16 protein-coding genes are annotated in these 23170 nt (G+C 66.9%); 13 read left to right on the forward strand and 3 right to left on the reverse strand.

What is annotated here, in order from left to right:
* Window positions 1–25: 25 nt before the first annotated feature.
* The 6 genes from AC1RNC_RS17070 to AC1RNC_RS17095 all read left to right on the forward strand — a co-directional run bounded on the left by AC1RNC_RS17070 (window position 26) and on the right by AC1RNC_RS17095 (window position 10111).
* Window positions 26–2185 carry a DUF6351 family protein gene (locus tag AC1RNC_RS17070; protein ID WP_492887510.1) on the forward strand — a complete coding sequence of 720 codons (2160 nt, stop codon included), beginning with the start codon at window positions 26–28 and terminating at the stop codon, window positions 2183–2185.
* Window positions 2186–2550: 365 nt separating this feature from the next.
* Window positions 2551–3618: a methyl-accepting chemotaxis protein gene (locus tag AC1RNC_RS17075; RefSeq protein ID WP_492887511.1), complete on the forward strand. Its 1068-nt coding sequence runs from the start codon at window positions 2551–2553 to the stop codon at window positions 3616–3618.
* 360 nt (window positions 3619–3978) lie between these two features.
* Window positions 3979–4587 (forward strand): hypothetical protein, encoded by a 609-nt coding sequence (locus AC1RNC_RS17080; protein ID WP_492887512.1) that lies wholly within the window; start codon window positions 3979–3981, stop codon window positions 4585–4587.
* Window positions 4588–4653: 66 nt separating this feature from the next.
* Window positions 4654–5916 carry an outer membrane beta-barrel protein gene (locus AC1RNC_RS17085; RefSeq protein WP_492887513.1) on the forward strand — a complete coding sequence of 421 codons (1263 nt, stop codon included), beginning with the start codon at window positions 4654–4656 and terminating at the stop codon, window positions 5914–5916.
* Between the two features lie 45 nt (window positions 5917–5961).
* Window positions 5962–8187 (forward strand): GumC family protein, encoded by a 2226-nt coding sequence (locus AC1RNC_RS17090; RefSeq protein ID WP_492887514.1) that lies wholly within the window; start codon window positions 5962–5964, stop codon window positions 8185–8187.
* 52 nt (window positions 8188–8239) lie between these two features.
* Window positions 8240–10111: an O-antigen ligase family protein gene (locus AC1RNC_RS17095; RefSeq protein WP_492887515.1), complete on the forward strand. Its 1872-nt coding sequence runs from the start codon at window positions 8240–8242 to the stop codon at window positions 10109–10111.
* Here AC1RNC_RS17095 and AC1RNC_RS17100 read toward each other — a convergent pair.
* Window positions 10105–10758 (reverse strand): sugar transferase, encoded by a 654-nt coding sequence (locus AC1RNC_RS17100; RefSeq protein WP_492887516.1) that lies wholly within the window; start codon window positions 10756–10758, stop codon window positions 10105–10107. The two genes, AC1RNC_RS17095 and AC1RNC_RS17100, sit on opposite strands and share 7 nt — an antisense overlap.
* 195 nt (window positions 10759–10953) lie before the next feature.
* Between AC1RNC_RS17100 and AC1RNC_RS17105 the strand changes: the two genes are divergently transcribed.
* Entirely contained in the window at window positions 10954–11106 is a 153-nt protein-coding gene (locus AC1RNC_RS17105; RefSeq protein ID WP_492887517.1) for a hypothetical protein, read from the forward strand.
* A gap of 148 nt (window positions 11107–11254) precedes the next feature.
* Here AC1RNC_RS17105 and AC1RNC_RS17110 read toward each other — a convergent pair whose 3' ends face one another.
* On the reverse strand, window positions 11255–12091 hold the full coding sequence (locus AC1RNC_RS17110; RefSeq protein ID WP_492887518.1) for a transglutaminase-like cysteine peptidase: 837 nt from the start codon (window positions 12089–12091) through the stop codon (window positions 11255–11257).
* 259 nt (window positions 12092–12350) lie between these two features.
* On the opposite strand from AC1RNC_RS17110, the gene AC1RNC_RS17115 reads away from it, so the two are divergent.
* From AC1RNC_RS17115 to AC1RNC_RS17140, 6 genes are all read left to right on the forward strand, one after another.
* Complete coding sequence (locus AC1RNC_RS17115) at window positions 12351–13139, forward strand: metallophosphoesterase family protein (protein WP_492887519.1); 789 nt, start codon at window positions 12351–12353, stop codon at window positions 13137–13139.
* A gap of 102 nt (window positions 13140–13241) precedes the next feature.
* On the forward strand, window positions 13242–13838 hold the full coding sequence (locus tag AC1RNC_RS17120; protein WP_492887520.1) for a polysaccharide biosynthesis/export family protein: 597 nt from the start codon (window positions 13242–13244) through the stop codon (window positions 13836–13838).
* 149 nt (window positions 13839–13987) lie between these two features.
* Entirely contained in the window at window positions 13988–15211 is a 1224-nt protein-coding gene (locus AC1RNC_RS17125; protein ID WP_492887612.1) for an MgtC/SapB family protein, read from the forward strand.
* 152 nt (window positions 15212–15363) lie between these two features.
* Complete coding sequence (locus AC1RNC_RS17130) at window positions 15364–16203, forward strand: universal stress protein (RefSeq protein WP_492887521.1); 840 nt, start codon at window positions 15364–15366, stop codon at window positions 16201–16203.
* 34 nt (window positions 16204–16237) lie between these two features.
* Window positions 16238–18766, forward strand: coding sequence for a cation-translocating P-type ATPase (locus tag AC1RNC_RS17135; RefSeq protein WP_492887522.1), 2529 nt, complete (start codon window positions 16238–16240; stop codon window positions 18764–18766).
* Between the two features lie 4 nt (window positions 18767–18770).
* Window positions 18771–20375 (forward strand): MBL fold metallo-hydrolase, encoded by a 1605-nt coding sequence (locus AC1RNC_RS17140; protein WP_492887523.1) that lies wholly within the window; start codon window positions 18771–18773, stop codon window positions 20373–20375.
* Between the two features lie 111 nt (window positions 20376–20486).
* Here the strand turns inward: AC1RNC_RS17140 and AC1RNC_RS17145 are convergent, their stop codons facing one another.
* Entirely contained in the window at window positions 20487–22973 is a 2487-nt protein-coding gene (locus AC1RNC_RS17145) for a glycoside hydrolase family 9 protein (RefSeq protein WP_492887524.1), read from the reverse strand.
* Window positions 22974–23170: the final 197 nt, after the last annotated feature.

Genomic DNA, 23170 nt, shown 5'->3' on the forward strand with positions numbered 1-23170 from the left:
GGCGAGGAGTAGGGGAGGGCGCACCATGCGGATTACGCGGTCGATGTTCTGGCGCATGATGCTGGGACTGGTTCTGGCCTGGGGAGCGGGCGCCAGCGCTCAGCCCTATGTCTCGGCTGAGCATGTCCAGACCGGCGACGCGGCCCGTATTCGCGTGCTCTCCTCTCACAACGACCTCGTCACGGGCGGCGACGCCCTGGTTGAGGTCAGCGCTCCCGCCGGCGTCCGCGTGACGCTGAACGGCCGCCCGGTCGACGCGGCCTTCCAGCGTGGATCGGGCGGGGCGCTGGTCGGGGTCGTCTCGGGCCTGGCTCTGGGCGACAACATCCTCGAGGTCAGCCGCCCCGGCGCGACCCCGGCGCGACTGACCCTGACCAACTGGCCGGTTCAGGGGCCGGTGATCTCGGGTCCGCACGAGACGCCGTTCATCTGCCAGACCGAGGAGTTCACCCTCGCGGGAACGGGCGAGAAGCTGGGTCCAGCGCTGAGCGCCGATTGCGATGTTCCGACCCGGGTGGACTATGTTTATCGCCAGAAGGATGGCGACTTCAAAGCCTTGCCGACCGACGGCCTGCCGGGCGACCTCGACGAGATCATCGACGCGGCCGGCGGACGTCATCCCTATATCGTGCGGGTCGAGACCGGGGTCGTGAACCGCTCGATCTACCAGATCGCGGTGCTGCACGACCCGCGCGGACCAGCGCTGTCGCCCACGCGGCCGCCGCGGATCTGGAACCGAGGCCTGGTCTACACCTTCGGCGGCGGCTGTCCGGGCGGCATGTACGTGCAGGGCAAGACGACCGGCGGGGTGCTGGAGCACCAGATGCTGGCGCGCGGCTATGCGGTGGCCTCCTCGACGCTCAACGTCTTCGGCAACAACTGCAACGACCTGCTGGCGTCCGAGACCATGATGATGGTCAAGGAGCGCTTCATCGAGCATTTCGGCCTACCCGAGCGCACGATCGGCTGGGGCTGTTCGGGCGGCTCCTACCAGGCCGAGCAGATCGCCGACAACTATCCGGGCCTGCTGGACGGCGTCGTCGTGGGCTGCAGCTTTCCCGACGTCGGCCACGCGGCGGTCAGCGTCCATTCGTTCGGCGCCAAGCTGGTCTATCGCTACTATAAGGCGGGGGCGAAGACCGATTGGACCCAGGACCAGATCGTCGCCGCCTCGGGCCTGCCCGACTACACCTCGCTGGAGAAACAGGGTGATCGCGGCGATCGTATCGACCCGACCGACGTTTGCCCCAAGGCCGTGCCCAAGGATCTGCTGTACGATCCCAAGGGCAATCCGCGCGGTGCGCGCTGTTCGATCTACGACCACGGCCGCGCCGGCTTTGGCGTCGATCCCGCGACCGGCTTCGCGCGTCGACCGCTGGACAATGTCGGGGTGCAATACGGGCTGACCGCCTTCAACGCCGGCGCGATCAGCGCGGCGCAGTTCGTGGACCTGAATCGCAACATCGGCGGGGTCGACATCGATGCGAAGTTCACCCCGGAGCGAACGCGCGGCGACCTGGCGGCGATCGCCCTGGGCTATCGCAGCGGTCGGTTCCTGTCGGGCGGCGGCGGTCTCGCCTCGGTCCCGATCATCGACTACCGCGCCTATGCCGACTTCGACAACGGTGATCCCCACCAGCGCTTTCACTCGTTTTCATTCCGCGAGCGCCTGATCCGCGTCAACGGCGACGCCGACAATCAGGTGTTGCTGACCGACAGTTCCAGGAGGGGCCTGTTCAGTCTGAACAATCCGGTGCTGCTGGAAGCCCTCGACCAGATGGACGCCTGGCTGCGGGCGTTGCGCGCCGCGCCGCCAGGACTGACACCGCGCCAGCGTGTGGTCGCCGCCAAGCCGCTCGCGCTGGTCGACGCCTGCTTCGACAAGGACGGCGGCAAGATCGCCGAGCGCCAGATCTGGGGACAGGACACCGCCTGCAACCGGCTCTATCCGCCGCACGCCAACCCCTACATCGTCGCTGGCGCGCCCCTGGCCAACGACGTGCTCAAGTGCCAGTTGAAGCCACTGGATCCGGCCGACTACGTCAAGCCGCTAAAGCCCGAGGAGCTGGCGCAGCTGCGCGAGATCTTCCCCGAAGGCGTCTGCGACTATGCCAAGCCGGGCGTGGAACAGCAGCCTTTGATGGGACGCTGGCTGTCCTTCGGTCCGGCAGGGGCGGCTTCGTGATCCGGCGGCGATGTGATCGGGCGCGCAGCGGCGCAGGTATTCCGCCTCGGGCAGGGTGAACAGCCAGTCGGGGATGTCGGGCCTCATTCTGACTGAGCCCAGGCGTCTCAACGGATTTGAACTGGCGGATGGAAAAGCTGAGGATTATCAGCGGCGCTGGTTCTCCGCTTGGATGAGTCGGCCCAAGAGCGATGTCTTTATAAGCGCCGGGCGCCCAAATCGAAGGCGATCCGGCGTTTTCTCGTTAACGAAGTCCGTCCCTGTTTGAGTGTGGCCAACGGTGTCATCGCGTGGCGATGACGAGGGCGTCATTTTGCGTAAAGTGAGTCGATTGGACGGAAGTTTTGCGTGGGGGCTTACCTGTGATGGAACAAGACGTCAGTCTTCGTCCTGAACGGATACTGGACTTGTCGGAGCGTCTGTCCAGCGTGGCGGGCGCCAAGATCGGCGAGATCGCCCGGGTCAACCGCGCGGCCAAGATGTTGTCGATCAACGCCTTGATCGTGGCGGCGCGCGCCGGCGAGGCCGGCAAGGGCTTCGCCATCGTCGCCGAGGAATTCAAGAAGATCTCCACCGAGATCGACGCCGTGGCCGCCGCCTTGGAAAGCCAGGTGCGGGCCGACCTCGACGAGCTCTCGGCGATCGGCGGGGCGATCCTGGGTCACATGCGCGGCCAGCGCCTGGCCGATCTGGCTTTGAACGCCATCGAGATCGTCGACCGCAATCTCTATGAGCGGACCTGCGACGTCCGTTGGTGGGCCACGGACTCGGCGGTGGTCGCCTGCCTGGCCGACGCCGATCCCGCCGCCAGCCGTCACGCCAGTGAGCGCCTCGGTGTGATTCTCGACGCCTACACCGTCTATCTCGACCTGTGGATCTGCGACACCAAGGGGCGGGTGGTCGCCAATGGCCGGCCGGGCAAGTATCCCGGCGTGGTCGGCCAGTCCGTCGCCGACGCCAAGTGGTTCCGCGACGGCATGCGCACCGCGACCGGCGACGACTTCGTGGCCTGTGACATCGAGAAGGCTCGCGCCCTCGGCGACGCGCCCGTGGCCACCTACGCCACGGCCATTCGCGAGGGCGGCCAGGCCAAGGGCAAGATCCTGGGCGTGCTGGGCGTCCATTTCGACTGGCGGCCTCAGGCCCAGGCCGTGGTGGATGGCGTTCGCCTGACCCCGGAGGAGCGCGAGCGTTCGCGCGTCATGCTGCTGGACCAGAAAGGTCGCGTCTTGGCCTCTTCCGACAACCAGGGCGTCCTGACCGAGGTGTTTCCGCTGGATGTGTCCAGCGGTGCGATGGGCAGCTACGCCGACGGCGACATCACGGTCGGCTATGCGTTGACGCCGGGCTACGAGACCTATGCCGGTCTCGGCTGGTACGGATGTCTTGTGCAGCGGCGACAAATTCCCGGCGTGACTGTCGCGGCGGCTTAATCTTAACCAGATCCATTGCGGAATATTCGGACAAATTAATCGCCCCGGACGCGAAAGCGATCAGATTCTCGGCGCCGGCCGCCGATTCTCGCAGTGCAGCATTGCCATTCTCGGTCCCACATGGTTAGTCTAAGCCTAGCCATGCGCCCGGCATGTTATCTGTGCGTCTGCTGGGCGGCGGTACCGCGTCATACTTTTAAGTGTAAACCGTCGACCAAGTTATCTTTCTCCCATAGATTGCGCCTTGAGTGTGTTCTTCGGGGAACGGTGTCGCTAGGAAAAGACGAGACCGCGTTATCTGGGCTAGAGCATTTATTCACGTTGTCCTAAAGGGACGCCGTTCAATTGGAGGGAGCAATCATGGCTTCTAACCGCATACGCGCCTTGACCCTGGGCGCCATCATGGCGATTGCCCCGCTTTCTATGGGCCCGACGACCCTCCTGTCTGTCGCGAACGCCGCCGCGCCGACCCAGGCGCAGATTGCCGCGCAGGTCACCCAGGCCATAACGAACGCGACCAAGTCCCCGGAATTCGTGGCCGCCCAGAATGAAGGCGCAGCCGCTCAGGCCGCGCTAAACGCGCTTCCGGCCACCGCGCCCGCCACCGAGAAAAAGGCTGCTCAGGATAAGGTCGACGCGGCCAAGGCGAAGCAGTCCGGTATCCTTCAGGCGGCGACCACCGCCGTGATGCAGGATGCGATCAGCAAGGGAGCGACGGCGGCTGCCGTTAGCGCCGCCCTCAACAGCGCCGTTGCCGCGGGCGCCGTCCCGGCGGCGGTCGCGACGGCCGTTGTCACGCAGGTCAATAACATCATCACGGCCGCTACGACGCAGGGCGGTGATGCGCCCAGCCTCGTCAACCCGCCGACGGCCAATCCTCCCGGTGCGGGCGGGCTGACGGCGGCGGCCCCGACGGCCCCGGCGGCGTTCGACCCCTGCGCGGGCGTGATCGCGACCTACTGCGGCTAAGATTTAAATTCGGGCGGATTGGCGCGCCACGACGCGCGGCGACCGACCCTTGGTGGGGATTAAGCTATGCGACTTCTGACGTGCTCGGCCATTGCGGCCTGTATCGCGTTGACCGCGCCACAAGCTGTTCAGGCGCAGGATCTCGGTTCAAACTTCAAGCGTGACAAGAACGTCTCCGTTCGTCAGCGCCCGCGACCGGACTATGAGGCGACCGGCCAGAAGGCTGGCGGTTTCACCGTCTATCCGCGCGTGACCGTCGACCTTGAGCACAACGACAACATCTACGCCGTGGCGGCGGGCAAGATCGACGACAACATTTGGCGCGTGAAGCCGGAAGTGGCCGTCCGGTCGAACTGGTCGCGCAACGCGCTCGGCTTCTTCGCGGGCGGCAACGTCATACGCTATGGCGACGAAAAGACCGAAAACGCCAAAGAATATACGCTCGCGGCCAACGGTCGCATTGATGTGGTGCGGGGCTCGAACATCTCCGGCTCGGCTCAGTATCAGCGCCTGATCGAGCCGCGCTCGGCGATCACGGCCGGCACGCCCGCCGGCGCGACGCCCAAGCCCGTCGAGTACAACCTCACCACCACCAACCTGACTGCGGTGAAGGAATTCAATCGTCTGCGCCTGACCGGCCGCCTTGACGACAAGGATTTCAACTACAAGGACCAGGGCGCGGCGTTCAATCAGAATACGCGTGACCGCAACGAACTGTACTACGGCGCAAAGGCCGAATACGCGGTCAGTCCGGACACGGCGGTCTATGCGACGGCCACGGGCAACAAGAAGGACTATGATCTCAGCGGCGCGACCGATCGTTCGTCGGACGGCTATCTCTTGGGCGTCGGCGCCAACTTCGAAGCGTCCGATCTGGTGCGTGGCGACGTTCAGGTCGGCTACATGAAGCAGTCCTACGACAACAGCGCCCTCTACAAGAGCATCAGCGGTTTCAGCGCCGCGGGGCGCCTGGAGTGGTTCCCGACCCAGCTGACGACCGTCGGCCTGAACGGCTCGCGCACGATCGAGGAATCGACCGCGACGGGTTCGGCCGGCTTCATTTCCAACAACATCGGCGCGTCGATCGACCACGAGCTGCTGCGTAACGTGCTGCTGTCCGGCGCCTACACGCACGGCAAGGACAACTACAAGGGCGTGGATCGCAGCGACAAGCGCGACAACTTCTCGGCGACAGCCACCTACCTGCTGAATCGTCGCGTGGGCCTGTTCCTGACGTACAACTACCTGAAGCAGGACTCGAGCGGCTTGGCCAAGGCTTCGTCGTTCAAGGACAACAAGCTGATTGCGTCCGTGGCGCTGCAGTTCTAGCAACGACCACAAAACGGCAAGGTTTGCCGATTGCTGAGAGTATCCATGGACGGCTCCGGTTTTGAAACTTCGAACGCTCCGGTGAATGACACCGGAGCGTTGTCTTTTGACCTGAACATCGTGATCGCGACGTTCAGGCGACGCTTCCGACTCTTCGCGGCGGTGGCGGTGGTGGTGTTCGCGGCGGTGGTGTTGTTCACCCTGCAACAGACGCCGCGCTACACCGCGACCGCGCAGGTGATGCTGGATGTCCGCAGGGAACAGGTCACCGATATGAGCGCGGTGCTCTCGGGCCTGCCGGCGGATTCGTCCGTCGTCGACACCGAGGTCGAGGTGCTGAAGTCGCGCTCCCTGGCGGGGCGCGTCGTCAAGGATCTAAAGCTCGAGGAAGACCCCTACTTCAATCCCTACCTCGCGCAGGCCAAAGGGGCGAAGGCCTGGTTCTCCTCGTTGAAGAAGGCGGCGTCGCCGACAACGGCCACGCCGACGGATCCGATCGAGCTGCAGCGCCGACGCGAACGCATCGTCGACAATGTGCTGGGGGGGCTGAAGGTTCGCCGCGCGGGCCTGACCTATCTCATCGCGATCGACTATACCCATACCGATCCGAAGCGCGCGGCCGAACTGGCCAACGCTTTCGCCAACCTCTATCTGACCGAACAGCTTGAGGCGAAGTTCGACGCGACCCAGAAGGCCAATGAATGGCTGGACACCCGTGTCGGCGAGTTGCGCGACCAGGTCCAGCAGGCGGACGCGGCGGTTCAGCAGTACAAGATCGCCAACAACCTGCTCAGCGCCGAAGGCGCGACCCTGACCGAGCAGGAAATCTCCGGCCTGAACCAGCAACTGGCCCTGAGCCGCGCCGCGCAGGCCGAGACCGATGCGCGCCTGAACATCGCGCGCCAGCAGCTGGCGCGCGGCAGCACGGGCGAGGATGTCGGTGAATCCCTGAACTCGCCGGTGGTGCAGCAGCTGCGCAAGCAGCGGGCCGAGAAGAGCGCCCAAGTGGCGGATCTCGGCGGACGCTATGGAGATCGTCATCCGGACCTGCTGAAGGCCAAGCGTGAGCTGGCCGACATCGACGGCCAGATCCAGGCCGAAATCCGCCGTATCATTTCCAATCTGGAAGCCCAGGCCCAGGTCGCACGTCAGCGGACCGGTTCGGTGGCGTCCAGCGTGTCCGCCTCGAGGGGAACGCTGGCGGGAAACAACCGCGCCAGCATCGGCCTGGCCGAGCTGGAGCGTAAGGCGCAGTCGGTGAAGACCTTGTACGAGAGCCTGCTGGCCCGCTTCAAGCAGACCACGGCCTCGGACGGCATCGAGCAGGCCGACGCCCGGGTGGTGTCGCCGGCCAAGATTCCGACCGGCCCCAGCTATCCGAAACCATCGCTGAACCTAGCGCTCGGCCTGGTTCTGGCCTTGGGCGCGGGCGTGGCCGCGATCGTCCTGGCCGAGATCCTGATGGCGGGCCTGTTCACCGAGGATGAGGTCGAGCGCCGTCTGGGCCTGCCCTATCTCGGCGCCGTCCCGACCTTGGGCACCACGGTCGACGACGCCAAGATTCTGAAGGGCATGACGCCGGCCGACTATCTTCTGGCCAAACCGCTCTCCAGCTTCGCCGAAAGCCTGCGCAAGCTGCGCGCCTCGATCCTGTTCTCGAAGGTGGGCGAGCCCGTGAAGGTCATCGCGGTCACCTCGTCCTTGCCGGGCGAAGGCAAGACCACGACGACCTTCTGCCTGGCCCGCACCCTGGCGACCTCGGGAGCCAAGGTGGTGGTGGTCGACTGCGACCTGCGCCAGAGCGCGATCAGCCAGTTCCTCAAGGAGCCGGCCTCGATCGGTCTGCTGGAGGTTCTCAATGGCGTCGCCACTCTGGATCAGGCCGTGATCATGGATGAGAGCGGCGCGCACATCCTGCCGCTGGCCAAGTCGGCCTACACGCCGCGCGACGTGCTCGGTTCGTCGGCCATGCACAAGCTGCTGCAGGACCTGCGCGATCGCTACGAGATCGTGCTGCTGGACACCGCGCCGTTGCTGGCCATCGCCGACACCCGCATCCTGGCGCCGCACGCCGACGCGGTGGTGATGCTGGTCCGTTGGAAGAAGACGCCGGTAAAGGCCGTGCAGTCGGCCCTGGCCCTGCTGCAGGGCACGCGCGCCTTTATCGCCGGCGTGGCCCTGACCCAGATGGATCTCAAGGCCCAGTCCCGCTACGGCTACGGCGACTCCTATTATTATTACGCGAACTATCGAAAGTACTATGCGGACTAGGACACGCACGGGCGGGGGAGCGTCCTCGCCCGGGGCGGCCAGGACGCGAAAATTGCAGACCTCCGAGGGCGTCGCGATCGGCGCCCTCGTCGTTCTGGTCCTGGCCGAGATCATCGCATTCGGGGCCAGTGACGTGGCCATGGCCGCTGTCTTCGGCGTGCTCCAGGCCGCCTTTCTCCTGATCCTGCTGCGAACCTGCGGCTGGGCGCGAAAGGTCCCAAGCATTCTGACCGCGCCTTGGCCCGGCCTTCTGTTCATCGGCTTGCTGGCCGTCACGGCCTGGCCCCTGACGCCGTTCGGGCCCGGCGGCGCGCACCCCGTCTGGAACTATCTGGACCGGAATGGCGGTGCGATCACCGTCGACCGCTCCGCCCTCATGCTCAATCTCGTGAGCCTCGTGAACCTGGCCTGCCTGTTCCTGGCGGCCCGCATTGTCGGCGCGTCGGAGACCCGGCGCAGGACATTGGTCTGGTGGCTGCTGCTCGGGCTCGCGGCCTTCGCGGCGATAGCGATCATCGACCATGTCAGCCTGCGCGCCGGGCGACGTCTGACGGCGACCCTGTTCAGCCCCAACTCCGTCGCCACCTTGATGGGCGTAGGCGCTGTCTTCGCCGTGATGTTCTTCTCCCAGGCCATCCAGCGCGCCGGTGGCGCCCTGCGTCTCGACCGGATGGACCTGAACGCCAGCCTGAGCCTGGCCGCCGCGGCGGTCTTCGCCGTCGCCCTGGCGCTGACAGCCTCGCGGGGCGGAATCTTCGCCACCGTGGTCGGTCTAGCGGTGCTGTTGACATGGCAAGTGCTGGCCCAGGGGCGACGGGTTCGCGCCATCGCGATCGTTGGCGGCGCGGCGGCCCTGCTGATCGTCATCGGCGTGGCCATGCGCAGCGCCGATCTGACGGCCGCGCGCCTGGAGCACCTCGACAGCGACGTCGCCGTTCGAAAGGCGATCTTCGACGCCCACTGGCAAGCCTTCCAGTCTTCGCCCTGGTTCGGGTTCGGTCTCGGGTCTTTTCCGGTCGTCAATCAGCTGATCACCACCACCGGGAACCTGAACGTCCTGTTCGATGTGCGCGCCACGCACAACCTCTACCTCCAATGGCTGGAGGAGGCCGGGATCGTCGGCTCCGTCGTCATGCTGGCCTGGCTGCTCGCCGCGCTCTGGCGTGTCGGACAGGACGCGATCAGGCCGGGCACGATCGGAGCGCTGGCGCGCGCCACGATCGCCGCCACGGTGGTCGTCCTGCTGCATGGCCTCTCGGATTTCGCCGTTCAGGTCCCGGCTCTGCAGGCGGTCTTCGCCGTGGGGCTCGGCGCGATGACCGCGACCTCGGCGCCGCGTCGCGCGCGCGCCGAGCGAAAGGCTGACTGGGGAACGACAGCTTTCGCGGGCGTCGCTCTCGTGATCTCCCTGTTGTTCGCTCTTCCCTTGGCGGCGTCACGGTTCGGCGGCGACCTCTCCGCCATGCCGACGGCTTCGGCGGAGGTTCTGGCGAGCAGCATCGAGACCGGTCTTGCCTCCCCGGCGGGGTCGACGGCGCGGGCGCGTCTGGAAGGCCTCAGCCGTCGCGAAGTCGCCCTGCGTCCTGGATCCGGCGCCGCGTGGCTTCGGAAGGCGGCCGTCGATTTCCAGCGGGGCGACATCGCCGCAGCCAATGTCGCGCTCGGCCGTTCGTTCGCCGTCGCTCCGCTGCAGACCAGCCTCTTCCGGAGTCGAACGCGTCTGGCCTATGAGCACTGGCCCGAGTTGTCGGACGCCGTGCGCGATCAGGTCGTCTATCAGGCGCGTATCGAGTTTGGCCGGCCTGGCGGCGAGGGGCGCCTCAGGAGCGTGGTCAGCACCATCAGCAGCCCTTCGGGTCGACTCGCGCTGGCGTTCCTGATCGTCGCCGAACGCCTTTCCCTGGCCCAGACCAAGGCTCAGTAGGCGTTCTCGGCGATCAGCAGGCTGGGAATGGTGAGAAGGACGATCTGGGCATCCTTCAGGATCGACCAGGTCTGGATGTACTCGATATCGGCCTCGACCCGGCGACGCATGGCCTCGACCGTCTCTGTGCCGCCGCGCAGGCCCTTGACCTGAGCCCAGCCGGTCAGGCCCGGCCGCGCCTGGTAGCGGGCGTAGTAGTCCGGAATGCGCACGCCGTAATATTCGTCATGGACCGCGGCATGGGGGCGGGGACCGACCAGGGACATGTCGCCGCGCAGCACGTTCAGCAGTTGAGGCAGCTCATCGATGCTGCTGGCGCGCAGGAGGCGGCCGATCCGGGTGATCCGGTTGTCGCCGCGCTGCGCCTGGGTCAGTTCGGGCCCGTCCTCGCGACAGTGCATGGTGCGCAGCTTGAGAATCTGGAAGCGCGCGCCGCCGAGGCCGCCACGGGTCTGTCGGAAGAGGGCGGGACCGGGAGACTCAAGCTTGACCAGCAGAGCCGCCAGCAGGAGGAGCGGCGCGAACAGCAGCAACAACAAGGCGGAGGCCATGACGTCCAGCGCGCGCTTGCAGGGATCCACGGCTACCCGCGGTAGCGGACCATGCAATTCTGGCGAGAGAAATTCGATATGGCCTCCCCCGTCCACCAGACAACCCTCTGAGTTCCCCACCGCGTCGCGACTGGTTTCCAGTTCCGACGACCTCAGGCTAGCGCAAACGCTGTACAGCGTCGCCGGGAAAAATCCACGGACCTCACATATATGCTTAACGCACGTAGACTCTGTTCATTCACGGGCGATTAGCTGCGCCGCACTACAGTCATCACATCAGGAGTGTGATCGATGATTGAAGCCAAGATCTCGTTTGCCCAAGTCGAAGCCGTCGCGCCGACTCGCGCCAAACGCCTCCCCCCGCTGCTGGGGCTGGGCATGGGCGCGATCATTTCGGCGGGGCTGTGGGGCGCCTTGGCGCTGACCGTCTCCCACATCTTCTAGGCTCTCCATTCACGCCAGGCCGATCCTAAGTTTGGTCCGCACGCCCGCTCATCATCGAGCGGGCGTTTTCGTTCGTGCGAAGAGGCTCAACGAGAAAACCCCCGGACCTGATGGTCCGGGGGTTTTCGCATTCAGGCCTGACGGTCGATCAGGTGACCATGGTCCACAGGGCGGTGCCGGGGATCTGGCGCTCGACCCAGCGATAGTTCAGGTCTCCCCAGGGGGTCGCCCAAGGGGTCAGATTGTCCAGCACCCAGTCGCCGCTCTCTAGCGAGACCATCAGCACGGCGTGGCTTTCGCCGCGGGCCGTGAAGGCGACGGCCATGGACAAGGCCGTTTCCGGCACGCCAGCCGCGATCAGCTGACGGCGCTTCTCCAACGCATAGTCCTCGCAGTCGCCGTAGAGCTTGCCGTTCACCAGTCGCGGCAGAGACCAGTATTCGAGCTCGCCATAGAGATCCTGGTCCGTAGCTTTCTTGACCGTGCGATTGACCAGCTGGTTGACCTGATTCAGCAGCTTCACCTGTTCGCGGTCGGTGCGCGTGGTCCAGGCGAGACCCTGGGGCGCGTTCACGGCGGCGGCGGGCGTCGTGACGACCGCGGCGGCGACGGGCCGCGCCTGGCCGGCGGCGACGAAGTCCTCGACCGTGGCGGGCGTCCAGGCCCGGACGATCTCCACCGTGATCAGGTTCGCCCCGTCCTCGTCGGTCGACGCGGTCGACGCGGCGGCCTCGAAATGATGTTGCGAGGGCGCGCCCACCGAAGAGGTCGCGATCAGGCCGACCGCGCCGCCCAAGAAGGCCAGCTGGCTCGCCGGCGCGCCGCAGGCGTTGGCGTCTCGGCGGCACAGGTCGGCGAAACCCATCGGAGCGCCGACGCCTTCGCCGCGCGGCATGAACGGGGCCGAGCCGGCCTGAGCGTTGGCGCCGGTCATCATGGCGATGGCGCTGACGAGTCCCAGAACAATGTTACGTGCCTTGAACATGCTGACCTCGCTGTGTTCGTGAGGTCAGTATTCATTTGGGGCGCAAATTTGAGCTGAATTTAGATGGTATAATTCGAATGTTTAACTGTGGTAATTCTAAAATTAACTACAATGAACAAGAAATATACTTGGTAAATTGAGAGGAAATGAGCATGATGAATTGCGAATTAACTGCTGAATGCGTCGTTGAACTACGTCGTCGGCTGGGGCAAAATCAGGGTTCTTGGTCCTGGCGTTTATCGCCGTCCTGACGAGTCCGATGTTCAAGTCCCTCTTTCGTCCGAAATCCCAGCCGCGCCGCGCGTCGTCCACGGGCGGTCGAATGGTTTACGCCGTGGGGGACGTGCACGGGCGGCTCGACCTTCTGGACGGCCTGATCGGGGCGGTGACCGAAGACTATCGCGCCACGGGCCGCGAGGACCCGCCGGTGCTGGTCATGCTGGGCGACTATGTCGACCGCGGCGCTCAATCCTCGGCGGTGATCGATCGGCTGATCCTGCTGAAAGCGCAGGCCGCCGTGGGCCGCTTCGAATTCCGCACCCTGATGGGCAATCACGAGGAGACGCTGCTGCACTTCCTCGACGATCCGATGGCCGGACCCTCCTGGATCGAATATGGCGGCGGCGAGACCTTGACGTCCTACGGCGTGCAGCGCCCGGTCGGCCGCGCTGAGCCGGAGGTATGGGAGCAGGCCCGTCAGGCCTTCCGCGCCGCCCTCCCACCGGCCCACGAGACCTTTCTGCGCCAGCTGGAGCTGGTGGTCGTCTATGGCGACTATGTCTTCGTCCACGCGGGCGTGCGCCCGGGTCTGCCGCTGGAGCGCCAAGTCGCCGCCGATCTGCTGTGGATCCGCAACGAATTCCTCGACAACCCGCACGGGCTGAAGGCCACCGTCGTCCACGGCCACACGCCGGTCGAGGAGGCTTTCGTCGGACGCCAGCGGATCAATGTCGATACAGGCGCCTATGCGACCGGCGTCCTGACCGCCGTTAGACTTGATGGCGGCGAGCCTAAGATCATTCAGTTCAGTAAAGCGCGCGCGACCTGAGTCTTGATCTTGTTCATGTCACGGTCACGTGCGATGTGGCATTTTAATTTCCAGGCCTGAGAAGTCCCCAGGTTCTAAACGTTCAAGGTGAGACGCTTCGCGATGATCGTTGTTTCGAAACTCTCGCGCCTCTTTTCGATGCTGGCGCTGGTCGTCTGCATCGCCGCCGGCGGCTGGGGTGGCGTGGCGCGCGCCCAGCAACCCTTGGTCAGCGACACGCCCATCCCGGCGACGCAGTCGATGGACTACCTGCTCGGCGCCGGCGACAAAGTCCGGGTGACCGTCTACGGCGAGCCCACCCTGTCGGGCGAATTCTTCGTCACCGGCAGCGGGCTGATGTCGCTGCCGCTGATCGGCGAGATCAAGGCGGGCGGTCTAACCGTCGGCCAGTTCCAGGACGCCGTGCAGAAGTCGCTGAGCGACGGCTATCTGAAGGAGCCGCGCGTCAGCGCCGAGGTCCTGACCTTCCGCCCGTTCTATATCCTGGGCGAGGTCGGAAAGCCGGGCACCTATCCCTACACCGCCGGCCTGACGGTTCTGAACGCGGTGGCCACCGCGGGCGGCTTCACCTACCGGGCCGACAAGAAGAGCGTCTACATCAAGCACAATGGCGAAACGACCGAGGCGAAGGGCGCGCTCGAGCCGTCGACCCTGGTGGCGCCGGGCGACACGATCCGGATCGGCGAACGCTTCTTCTGATCCAGAGCGCACCGAACGAGACAAGGCCCGGCGGGACACCCCCGCCGGGCCTTTGTCGTTTCGGCGGGAAAGGTCTAGCACTGAACCGATCCTAGTCTTGAGCACGCGCCATCGGAGCCAGCCCCATTCCTGATGTCCCCATCCTGAACCTGGCCGTCGCTCTTGGAGTCGGTCTGCTGATCGGCGCCGAGCGCGAGCGTCGCAAGCAGGCGCGAGCCTCGTCCTCGGCGGCCGGGATCCGCACTTTCTCGGTCACCTCCCTGGCCGGAGCGGTCAGCCTGGCCGTCGGCGGGCCGATGCTTCTGGCGGTCGTAACGGCCGGAGTCGCCGTTCTGGCGGCCCTGAGCTATTGGCGGGCCCGCGCCGAGCCGGACGCCGGGTTGACCACCGAGGTCGCCCTGATCATGTCGGTCCTGGTGGGCGGGCTGGCGATCCTTTCGCCTGGTGTCGCCGCCTGTGTCGGGGTCGTCGTCGCGATCCTGTTGGCCGCCCGGACCCCGCTGCATCATTTCGTCAGCCAGGTCCTGACCCCGGACGAGGTTCGCGACGCCCTGATCCTGGCAGGCGCGACCCTGGTCGTCCTGCCCTTGCTGCCCGATCGCGCGATGGGGCCGTTCCAGGCCCTCAACCCCCGCTCGGTCTGGGTCGTCGTCGTCCTGGTCTTGGCCATCGGCGCCGCTGGCCACGTCGCGGTGCGCGCGCTCGGCGCCCGGTGGGGTCTGCCCCTGGCCGGGCTGGCTTCCGGCTTCATCTCGAGCACGGCGACGATCGGCGCCATGGCCGGACGAGCGGCGGCGACGCCGGCGGCGCTCTCGGCGGCGGTGGCGGGCGCGGTGCTGTCGACGGTCGCCACCATCGTCCAGATGACGCTCGTGATCGCCGTCACCAGCCTGCCGACCCTGCGGGTCATGGCCGGGCCGCTGCTGTGCGCGGGCCTGGCGGCGGTGGCCTATGGCGCGGCGTTCACGCGCCTGGCGCTGCGTCAACCCGCCCGTGACGACCCCGATCCAGGCCAGGCCTTCAGCCTGACGACGGCCCTGACCTTCGCCGTGACCCTGGCGGCGATCCTTGTCGTTTCCGCGGCGCTTCGCGAACGGTTCGGAGCGGCCGGAGCCGTCGCCGGGGCGGCCCTGGCGGGCCTGGTCGACACTCATGCCGCGGCGATCTCGATCGCGTCCCTGGTCGGGTCGGGTCGGATGACCCCGGAGCAAGCCGTGCTACCTATTCTCGCCGGGCTTTCGACCAACACCCTGACCAAGCTGGTCTTCGCCTTTTCGGGCGGGCAGCGTGGTTTCGCCTGGCGGGTCGCGCCAGGTCTGTTCCTGGTCGCCGGCGCGGCCTGGCTTGGCGCCCTGCTGACGTCCGCGTCATGACGGGAAGTGGCGGACCCGTCCGTCCCTGGGGCCGAAGTCGCGACGGCGCGAATTGACTTGCGTCAAGGTGACGACGGCCCGCCCGCCCGACGTTGTATTGGTCATGGGGCTTGTCGATACGATCGGCTCGGCCAAGAAAATGGATTTCACGGATGAGCCTCAACGACATCCTGCTTCACGTCGACACCTATCCTGAGGCAACGCCGCCCGAGGCGATCGAGGGCGCGGTCGGCTTCGTCCGGCTGATCGGCGGCCGGGTTTCGGCCCTGGCGGTGGGGGTGAGGTTTCCTGTCCACAGCAATCGGATCGCCGACTACCTGATCGGGTTGAGCAGCATGGCGGTCGACGAGCAGGCCAAGAGTCTGGCCAACGGTCACGCCAGCCTGGCGGCCTTCACCGCTCAGGCTCGGGACGCCGGGGTGCTCGGCCAAGCCCTGATCGAGACCGTGGAATACTACGCCGTGGCCGACCATGTGGCGGCTCGCGCCCGGACTCGCGACCTGTGTCTGGTGCCGCTGGGCGGACCGCTGGACGGCCAGGCCGAGGTGGCGACCAGCGCCGTCTTCGGCTCGGGGCGGCCGGTTCTGGTTTATCGCGGAGGCTTGCCGGCCGCCAAGCTCGGCTCGGTCGTGGTGGCCTGGGACGGGAGCCGGTGCGCCGCCCGCGCCCTGGCCGACGCCTTGCCCATCCTCGCGCGCGCCGGCGAGGTTCGCGTGCTCACGGTGATCAATGAGAAGCCGGCCGCCGTCGCCGGCCTCGCCGCCGAGGCCGTCCGTCACCTGAAGGCCCACGGTGTCGCCGCCGTCGCCGAAGAGGTCGATGGGAAGGGCGTGTCGATTGGTGAGAGCCTTGAAGCCTATTTGGCGAAGACCCCTCCCGACCTCCTGGTGATGGGCGCCTATGGTCGATCGCGCCTCCAGGAGTTCATTCTCGGCGGCGCCACCGAGTACATGTTGCACGCGCCAAAGGTCCCGCTCTTCCTCTCGCACTGAGTCGCTCACCGAGCCTCCCGAGGAGGATGGTTGCATGACCGTCGAACTGTTGCGCGGCCTGGACGAGGCGGAGGCGGCCGCGCGTCTGGTCGCCGTCGGTCCCAATGAACTGCCGCACGCGAGCCGGCGCGGTCTGGCCGGAATCCTCGGCGAGACCTTGCGCGAGCCGATGTTCCTGCTGCTGGTCGGGGCGGCGGTCCTCTACCTGGTGCTCGGCGACCTGGGCGAAGGGCTCTTTCTGACCGCCGGGGCCTTGGCTTCGGTGGGGCTGGTGGTTCTGCAGGAGGCGCGCAGCGAACGGGCGTTGAGCGCCTTGCGCGATCTGGCCCAGCCCCTGGCCCGGGTCATTCGCGACGGCGTCGAACGCCAGGTCGCCGCGCGCGACCTCGTTCCCGACGACCTGTTGCTGATCGGCGAGGGCGAACGTCTGCCGGCGGACGCCCGACTGGTCGGAGGCGAGGTGCTCACCGTCGACGAGTCCGCCCTGACCGGCGAGTCGGCGCCGGTGACCAAGCCGCCCGCCGGGCCCGACGATGTCGGCGCGCCCAATCCGGCGCCAGGGGCGGACGGCTCGCCCGATCTCTTCGCCGGCACCCTCGTGGTCCGCGGACAGGGCGTCGCGCGGGTGACCCGCACCGGGCCGCGCTCGGCGCTGGGCCAGATCGGCGCATCGCTTGCGGCGATCGATCACGAGCCGACGCCGCTGCAGAAGACCGCCGGACGCCTTGTCGCCATATTGGGCGCGCTGGCCCTGGGATTCTGCGTGCTCGTCGCGGTCGCCTACGGATGGTTGCGTCACGATTGGATCGGCGGCGTCCTGGCCGGGGTGACGGTGGCGATCTCGCTGATCCCCGAAGAGTTTCCCATGGTGTTGGCCGTGTTCCTGGCGCTGGGCGCGTGGCGGCTGGCGACCCACCAGGTGCTGACGCGGCGAAGCGCGGTCATCGAGACCCTGGGCGGCGCCACGGTGCTCTGCGTCGACAAGACCGGGACCCTCACCGAAAACCAGATGCGGGTCGCCCGCCTGTGGACGGAGGCCGGCGACATGGCCGTCGAGGCGGCGCGCCCCATCGAGGGCGCGGCCGGAGACCTGCTGGAGCTGGCCGCCCTGGCCTCGGCGGTGCGACCGATCGACCCGATGGACAAGGCGGTGCGTCACCTCTCGATGGACGCGCTGGTCGACGGGGAGGTGATCCAGGGCGAGCCCGAGCGCGCCTGGCCTCTGCGGCCCGAACTGCTGGCGGTCGTCCAGGTCTGGCGTCGCGCCGGCGAGGCGCGGATCGCCGCGGCCAAGGGGGCGCCCGAGGCGATCTTCAATCTGTGCCGGCTGTCCGACACCGAGATCGCGCGCCTGCAAGCCGTGGTCGAGGACTATGCGCGGCAGGGGCTGCGCGTCCTGGGCGTGGCTTCGGCCCGGGTGGAGGGCGATTTCGCGGATGATGATCCTCGGACCGTCGCCTTCACGTTCGGCGGACTGATCGGCTTCATCGACCCGCTGCGCCGGGACGTGCCGCAAGCCTTGGCCGAGGCGCGCGCGGCGGGCGTCGCCGTCGTGATGATCACCGGCGACCATCCCGCCACGGCCCTGGCCATCGCCAAGGCGGCGGGTCTGGACACCTCGGCCGGCGTCCTGCTCGGATCCGAGATCGAGGAACTGTCCTTCGCCGCCCTCTGCGAGCGTCTGCGCGGCGTGCGGGTCTTCGCACGCATCGCGCCCGCCCAGAAACTGCGACTGGTCGAGGCCCTGAAGGCGAACGGAGAGGTCGTGGCCATGACCGGCGACGGCGTCAACGACGCTCCGGCGCTGGAGGCCGCGCACATCGGCATCGCCATGGGCAAGAAGGGAACGGATGTCGCGCGCGAGGCGGCCGATCTCGTCCTGCTGGACGACAGCTTCGCCTCCATCGTCGGCGGTGTGCGCCTGGGGCGGCGAATCTTCACCAACCTGCGCCGCGCCCTGACCTACGTCACCGCCATCCACGTGCCGATCGCTGGCCTGGCGCTGGCCCCCATCCTGCTGGGTCTGCCGTCCCTGCTGTTTCCCATGCATGTCGTGCTGATGGAGCTGGCCATCGACCCGATCTGCGCCCTGGTCTTCGAGGCCGAGCCCAGCGAGGCGCGGGCGATGAAGCGCCCACCTCGCCGTCGCGACGAGCCGCTGTTCGGCTGGAAGCAAATCGGCCTGGCCCTCCTCCAGGGACTGGCCGTCCTGGGCGGGGTTCTGGGCGTCTATATCTGGGCCCTGCGGAACTATCCCGAGGATCAGGCGCGGGGCGCGGCCTTCACGACCCTGGTGCTGGGCAACCTGATCCTGGCCCTGGCCGACGCGGCCGCGTCGGGCAAGCTGCTGTCGCCCCATCGGCGCGCCTATTGGATCATCGCGTCGGCGATCGTCGCCCTGCTGGCGGTGATCCTGAGCGTCGCGCCGGTGGCCGCGGTCTTCAAGGTGGCGGCGCCCGACCTGACCCTCGCGATCGTCGTGCTGGTCACCGCAATGCTGAGCGGCGGCTGGACGGCAGGCCTGTCGCGGCTTCGTTCATTCGAGCAGACCAGAAGAAAGTAGTCCCATGAGTTTGAGCCTGACCTTTCACGGCGCCGCCGAATGCGTGACGGGCTTCTGCGCCCGCCTCAGCGGCGAAGGCTTCACCCTTCTGATCGACTGCGGCATGTTCCAGGGCTCCAAGACTCTGAAGGCCCTCAACTACGACCCCTTTCCCTTCGACGTGGACGCCATCGACGCGGTGCTGCTGACCCACGCCCATATCGACCATTCGGGCATGCTGCCGAAGCTGATGCGCGCGGGCTACAAGGGGCCCATCTACGCCACGGCCCCGACCCGGGCCCTGTGCGAGGTGATGCTGGCCGACGCCGGGGAGATCCAGGAAAGCGAGGTCTTCCACCTCAATCGACGCAACCAGCGGCGCGGTCGCCCGCTGGTCGAGCCGGTCTATACGGCCAGGGACGCGGCCCGGACGATGGAGTTGTTCGAGAAGGTCAAGCTCGACGAGATCACCGAGATCGTCCCCGGCGTGAGGGCCCGTTTCTGGAACGCGGGCCATATGCTGGGCGCCACCTCGATCGAGGTGATCGTCGGACCCGACGAAGACGCCGAACGGATCCTGTTCTCCGGCGACCTGGGCGCCGGAGGTCAGGCCTACCTCCCCGAGCCGACCGGACCGACGGGCGTCGATCACCTGGTGTTGGAATCGACCTACGGCGACCGCGAGCGGGATCTGGCCGACACCGCCGAACGGCGCCGGCTGCTGGCCGAGGAACTGCGTCAGGCCCACGCCGCCGGCGGGCCCTTGCTGATGCCGACCTTCGCGGTCGGTCGCGCCCAGGAGCTGCTGCTGGATCTTCTGGCGGTGATGGAATCGGGCGAGGCGCCGCGCGGCGAGATCTTCCTGGATTCTCCCCTGGCCATCGAGGCCACCGACGTCTTCCTCGAGCGCGGGTGGAACCGGGATACTGAGGCCAATCCGTTCAGTCTGCTACGGCACGCCCCCAACCTGCACTATCTGATGAAGCCCGAGGAAAGCGATCAGCTGGAGAAGGTGCGCGACTGGCATATCATCCTGGCGGGCAGCGGCATGTGCGACGCCGGTCGCATCCGCCGGCATCTCAAGCGCCTGCTGTGGCGATCCGAGGTGACCGTGCTGATCACCGGCTTCCAGGCGGCGGGCACGCTTGGCCGCCTGCTGGTCGACGGCAAGAAATTGGTGCGGATCCAGGGCGATGACTTTCAGGTCAAGGCGCGGATCAGGGTGCTGGACGTCTATTCGGCTCATGCCGACGCCAAGGGCCTGGTGCGCTGGGCTTTGGAGCGTCAGCCGATCGCGGGCCAGGTCTTCCTGGCGCACGGAGAGCCGGGCGCCCTGACCGGTCTGGCCGAACGCCTGGAGCAGGTCGGCTTTCCGGCCGCGCGCATCGCCATACCTGTTCTCGACGAGACCTTCGAACTGACCCGGTCCGAGGCGCATCAGGTCCCCGGCGGCCCGCCTCGACTTCAGCCGGGAAAAGCCGCGGCCCTCGACTGGCACAACCAGCGCGCCGACCTGTTCGCCCGGCTCAACGCCAAGATCCAGGAAGCCCCCAGCGAAGAGGCCCGTTCGAGGCTGCTGCAGGCGTTGGAGGCCGCCTTGAACGAGGCGGGGGACTTTTCCGACGCCTGAGCTCGGGGGGCGTCACGCGGTTTCTGGAGGAAGCTCGCGGTTCCAAAATCGAAGCAGCCCGACATCGAAGGTCGCCACGGAGTCCTCTCCGTGGCGACCTGGGTCTGACTTCTAGCGAGTGTCTTCGGTGGCCGCGATCGCCGCCTTGGCCGCGAGGATATAGGCGGTGGTGGAGCTCACCGTGTATTCGCTCTCGAACCACAAGAACGGCCAGTCGGTCATCATTTCGGGGAAGTCCGGCTTGATGACCAGCACGCCCGGCGCCATCCCGCCGGGGATGAAGCCGTAGTCCGCGCGGTTGTGCCCGTAGCCGTTCAGCTTCGAGCGGGTTCCGACGGTCGAGACCAGGGACAGGTTGTTCGCGGGATGGCGGCCGAGCATGTAGTCCAGGGCGTGCAGGGTGTATTCCGGTCCGATCAGGTCCGGGAACGCCTTGTGCATAAGGTACATGTTGATCCCGAAGCCGGCGACTTCGCCGGACCCCGCCCATGAGCCCATGCCGACCGGGACGCCGAAGGGGTTGCCCGCCAGTCCGGTGTCGGCCCGCGACTTGGCGGCGCTCACCAGGGTCCTGATCCGCGCCTTGTAGCTCGCATCCATATAGGGAAGGGCGCGCACGGCGACGCCGCTGACGCGATCGAAGTTCGCCTCGATCGCCGGCATCAGGGCGCGCAGCCGCGCCGTATAGACCGCGTCGCCCTTGGTGGTGATGATCAGCTCCACCGTCGCGGCGACCTTGGCCAGGTCGAGAAAGCGGGACATGTTCCCGCTGTCGTCACGGCCGTCGCTGCCGTTGGCGGCCTCGCCCTCGCGCTTGGTCCACAGCGCCTTGGCGGCGGACAGCGCTTCGGCCGACATCGCCGGGTCGAAGTCCTTCAGCGCGCGGCTGGCCGACGCAAGGCTGCCGGCCACCATCAGGTCATTCGCGGGATAGGCGGTGGTGAACGCCCAGCGGTCGTCGGGGACGCCCGAGTGGTCGCCCCGGACCTCGTTCGGCCCCAGCGCGGCGTCGTATAGCTTGCCGTCTGTCTGGGAGGCGGCGTCGCCGAGGTGCGCGTACTGGCGCAGCTTCGGGTCGATGATGCCGACGATCGAGTGGCCGAAGACCTTGTACTGCGCGAGCAGTTGCACGACGCCGTGGCGGACCTGCTGGAGCGCGTCGGGCGCGCCGTCCGGCTTGCGGATCTCCACCTCGCGCGCCTTCTCGTCGACGCTGGTTTCGTCCCAGTCGAGCCCGAAGAGCTCGCGCGTCCAGACGAGATCACGCACCACCTGCGCGTTTTGCGGGGTCTGGATGTCGTAGTCGCCGGCGTCCTGGAAGCCGCCGACCGCCAGGCCCGGGATGTGCTCGCCCGGCTTGAAGGGGGAGTCGAGGTTCGGCCCCATCCGATAGCCGTCGAAATGGACGTGATTGGGTGGAGCCTGGACCGCGTCGTCGAGGTGCGAGGCGCGCTGCCACACCCGGTACTGTTCCCGCACGGTCATGTGGTCCATCTGGACGGGAAGGTAGGTGTCGAGCGAAGGCTGCCAGATCCGCGAATAGGCGTCGGCGGCGATCGGAAAGGGGTTGGTCGTCTGCCCGGCGTAAGAGATCGCGTAGACGCCGGGCTCGCGCACGCTGGAGAAGTCGAACGCGGCGTAGTTGTAGCGCAGGAACTTGCCGCGCGGCTGGACCGGCGCGCTGAACACGGGCTTCTCGCCGCTGTCGGTCAGCTTGACCAGCGTGGCCTCGGCCGGCGCCTTGAAGTTCGGATCCAGCTCGATCAGCGCGACCTTGCCGCGCTGCGGCGTGTAGCCGGCCTGGTTGAAGGAGACGACGGGGGTCCGTGTCCAGCCCGGGATGACATTGGGTCGCACATGCCAGACGACGGCGTCTTCCTTGGCTCCGGCGGCGATCATGGACCGCACGACGAACCAGCCGTTCTGAGCCCGATTGCGCGCGTCATAGAGGGCGAGCGGCGCGTTGGCGGTGATCGTGACCCGGGTCTTGGGGTCTTCCGGCGAGAGGGTCACGCTGCGGGCGCCGGAGGCCATCGGCTGGGGATCGCCCGAGCCGTCGGTCGCCATGGGGCCGTTGGGATTGCGCGGGAACAGGCCCGGCCGCTCGCCCATCAGATAGGTCTTGCCGAAATAGGCGGTGGGCAGGAAATCGAGATTGAAGCCGGCCTTGCCGACAAGCTCCGGCGGCAGTGGGGCGTCGAGATCCACCGCGATGCGGAAACCGCCGTCCTCGGGAGTCACCTTCACGCGGTAGCTCAGCTTTTCCTTCGGATAGCTCGATCTCACGACCAGCTGACCCGGCGTCTCGCCGAGCGTGCGTTCGCCGAAGATCGGCACCGGGTCCCATTGTTCGGGCGTCGGATTGAGCCGGACCTCGCCGTCGGTGGCGATCCGCTCGCCGTGCAGGACGATCTGGATGCCTGCGTTCTTCTCGTCGAAGAAGATCGGGCTGAAGTGATTTTGCTCGACGATCACGCTGAGGCCCGGGGCCTCGAGCGTCTGGTCCGGACTCAGCCGCGGCGTTTGGGCCTGGGCGGTCGCGATCGCGAATATCGAACACGCGGCTAGGGACAGCGGGGCGGCGACGATCCTTGGCATTCCAGTTCCTCCCTTGTTACCGGTAACAATTTTTTATGTATCGCCCAGCGGTGATCTTCACGTCGCCGATCTGGGAGTAGGGTCTTCCGGCCGTTGCGTATCGCGCGGGCCATACTGAGCGGAAAGCCCGCCCATGGGAGGGATTTAGGCCCGGGCGCGCCGTTCCGACAATCCATATTTGTCGGTGTTATTGGCGT

The organism is Caulobacter sp. GW822-FHT01G02 (assembly GCF_058802865.1).

Coding starts and splice junctions, on each gene's coding strand:
- AC1RNC_RS17070 (WP_492887510.1), top strand. CDS start 26: ATGCGGATTACGCGGTCGATGTTCTGGCGCATGATGCTGGGACTGGTT.
- AC1RNC_RS17075 (WP_492887511.1), top strand. CDS start 2,551: ATGGAACAAGACGTCAGTCTTCGTCCTGAACGGATACTGGACTTGTCG.
- AC1RNC_RS17080 (WP_492887512.1), top strand. CDS start 3,979: ATGGCTTCTAACCGCATACGCGCCTTGACCCTGGGCGCCATCATGGCG.
- AC1RNC_RS17085 (WP_492887513.1), top strand. CDS start 4,654: ATGCGACTTCTGACGTGCTCGGCCATTGCGGCCTGTATCGCGTTGACC.
- AC1RNC_RS17090 (WP_492887514.1), top strand. CDS start 5,962: ATGGACGGCTCCGGTTTTGAAACTTCGAACGCTCCGGTGAATGACACC.
- AC1RNC_RS17105 (WP_492887517.1), top strand. CDS start 10,954: ATGATTGAAGCCAAGATCTCGTTTGCCCAAGTCGAAGCCGTCGCGCCG.
- AC1RNC_RS17110 (WP_492887518.1), bottom strand. CDS start 12,091: ATGTTCAAGGCACGTAACATTGTTCTGGGACTCGTCAGCGCCATCGCC.
- AC1RNC_RS17115 (WP_492887519.1), top strand. CDS start 12,351: ATGTTCAAGTCCCTCTTTCGTCCGAAATCCCAGCCGCGCCGCGCGTCG.
- AC1RNC_RS17120 (WP_492887520.1), top strand. CDS start 13,242: ATGATCGTTGTTTCGAAACTCTCGCGCCTCTTTTCGATGCTGGCGCTG.
- AC1RNC_RS17130 (WP_492887521.1), top strand. CDS start 15,364: ATGAGCCTCAACGACATCCTGCTTCACGTCGACACCTATCCTGAGGCA.
- AC1RNC_RS17135 (WP_492887522.1), top strand. CDS start 16,238: ATGACCGTCGAACTGTTGCGCGGCCTGGACGAGGCGGAGGCGGCCGCG.
- AC1RNC_RS17140 (WP_492887523.1), top strand. CDS start 18,771: ATGAGTTTGAGCCTGACCTTTCACGGCGCCGCCGAATGCGTGACGGGC.
- AC1RNC_RS17145 (WP_492887524.1), bottom strand. CDS start 22,973: ATGCCAAGGATCGTCGCCGCCCCGCTGTCCCTAGCCGCGTGTTCGATA.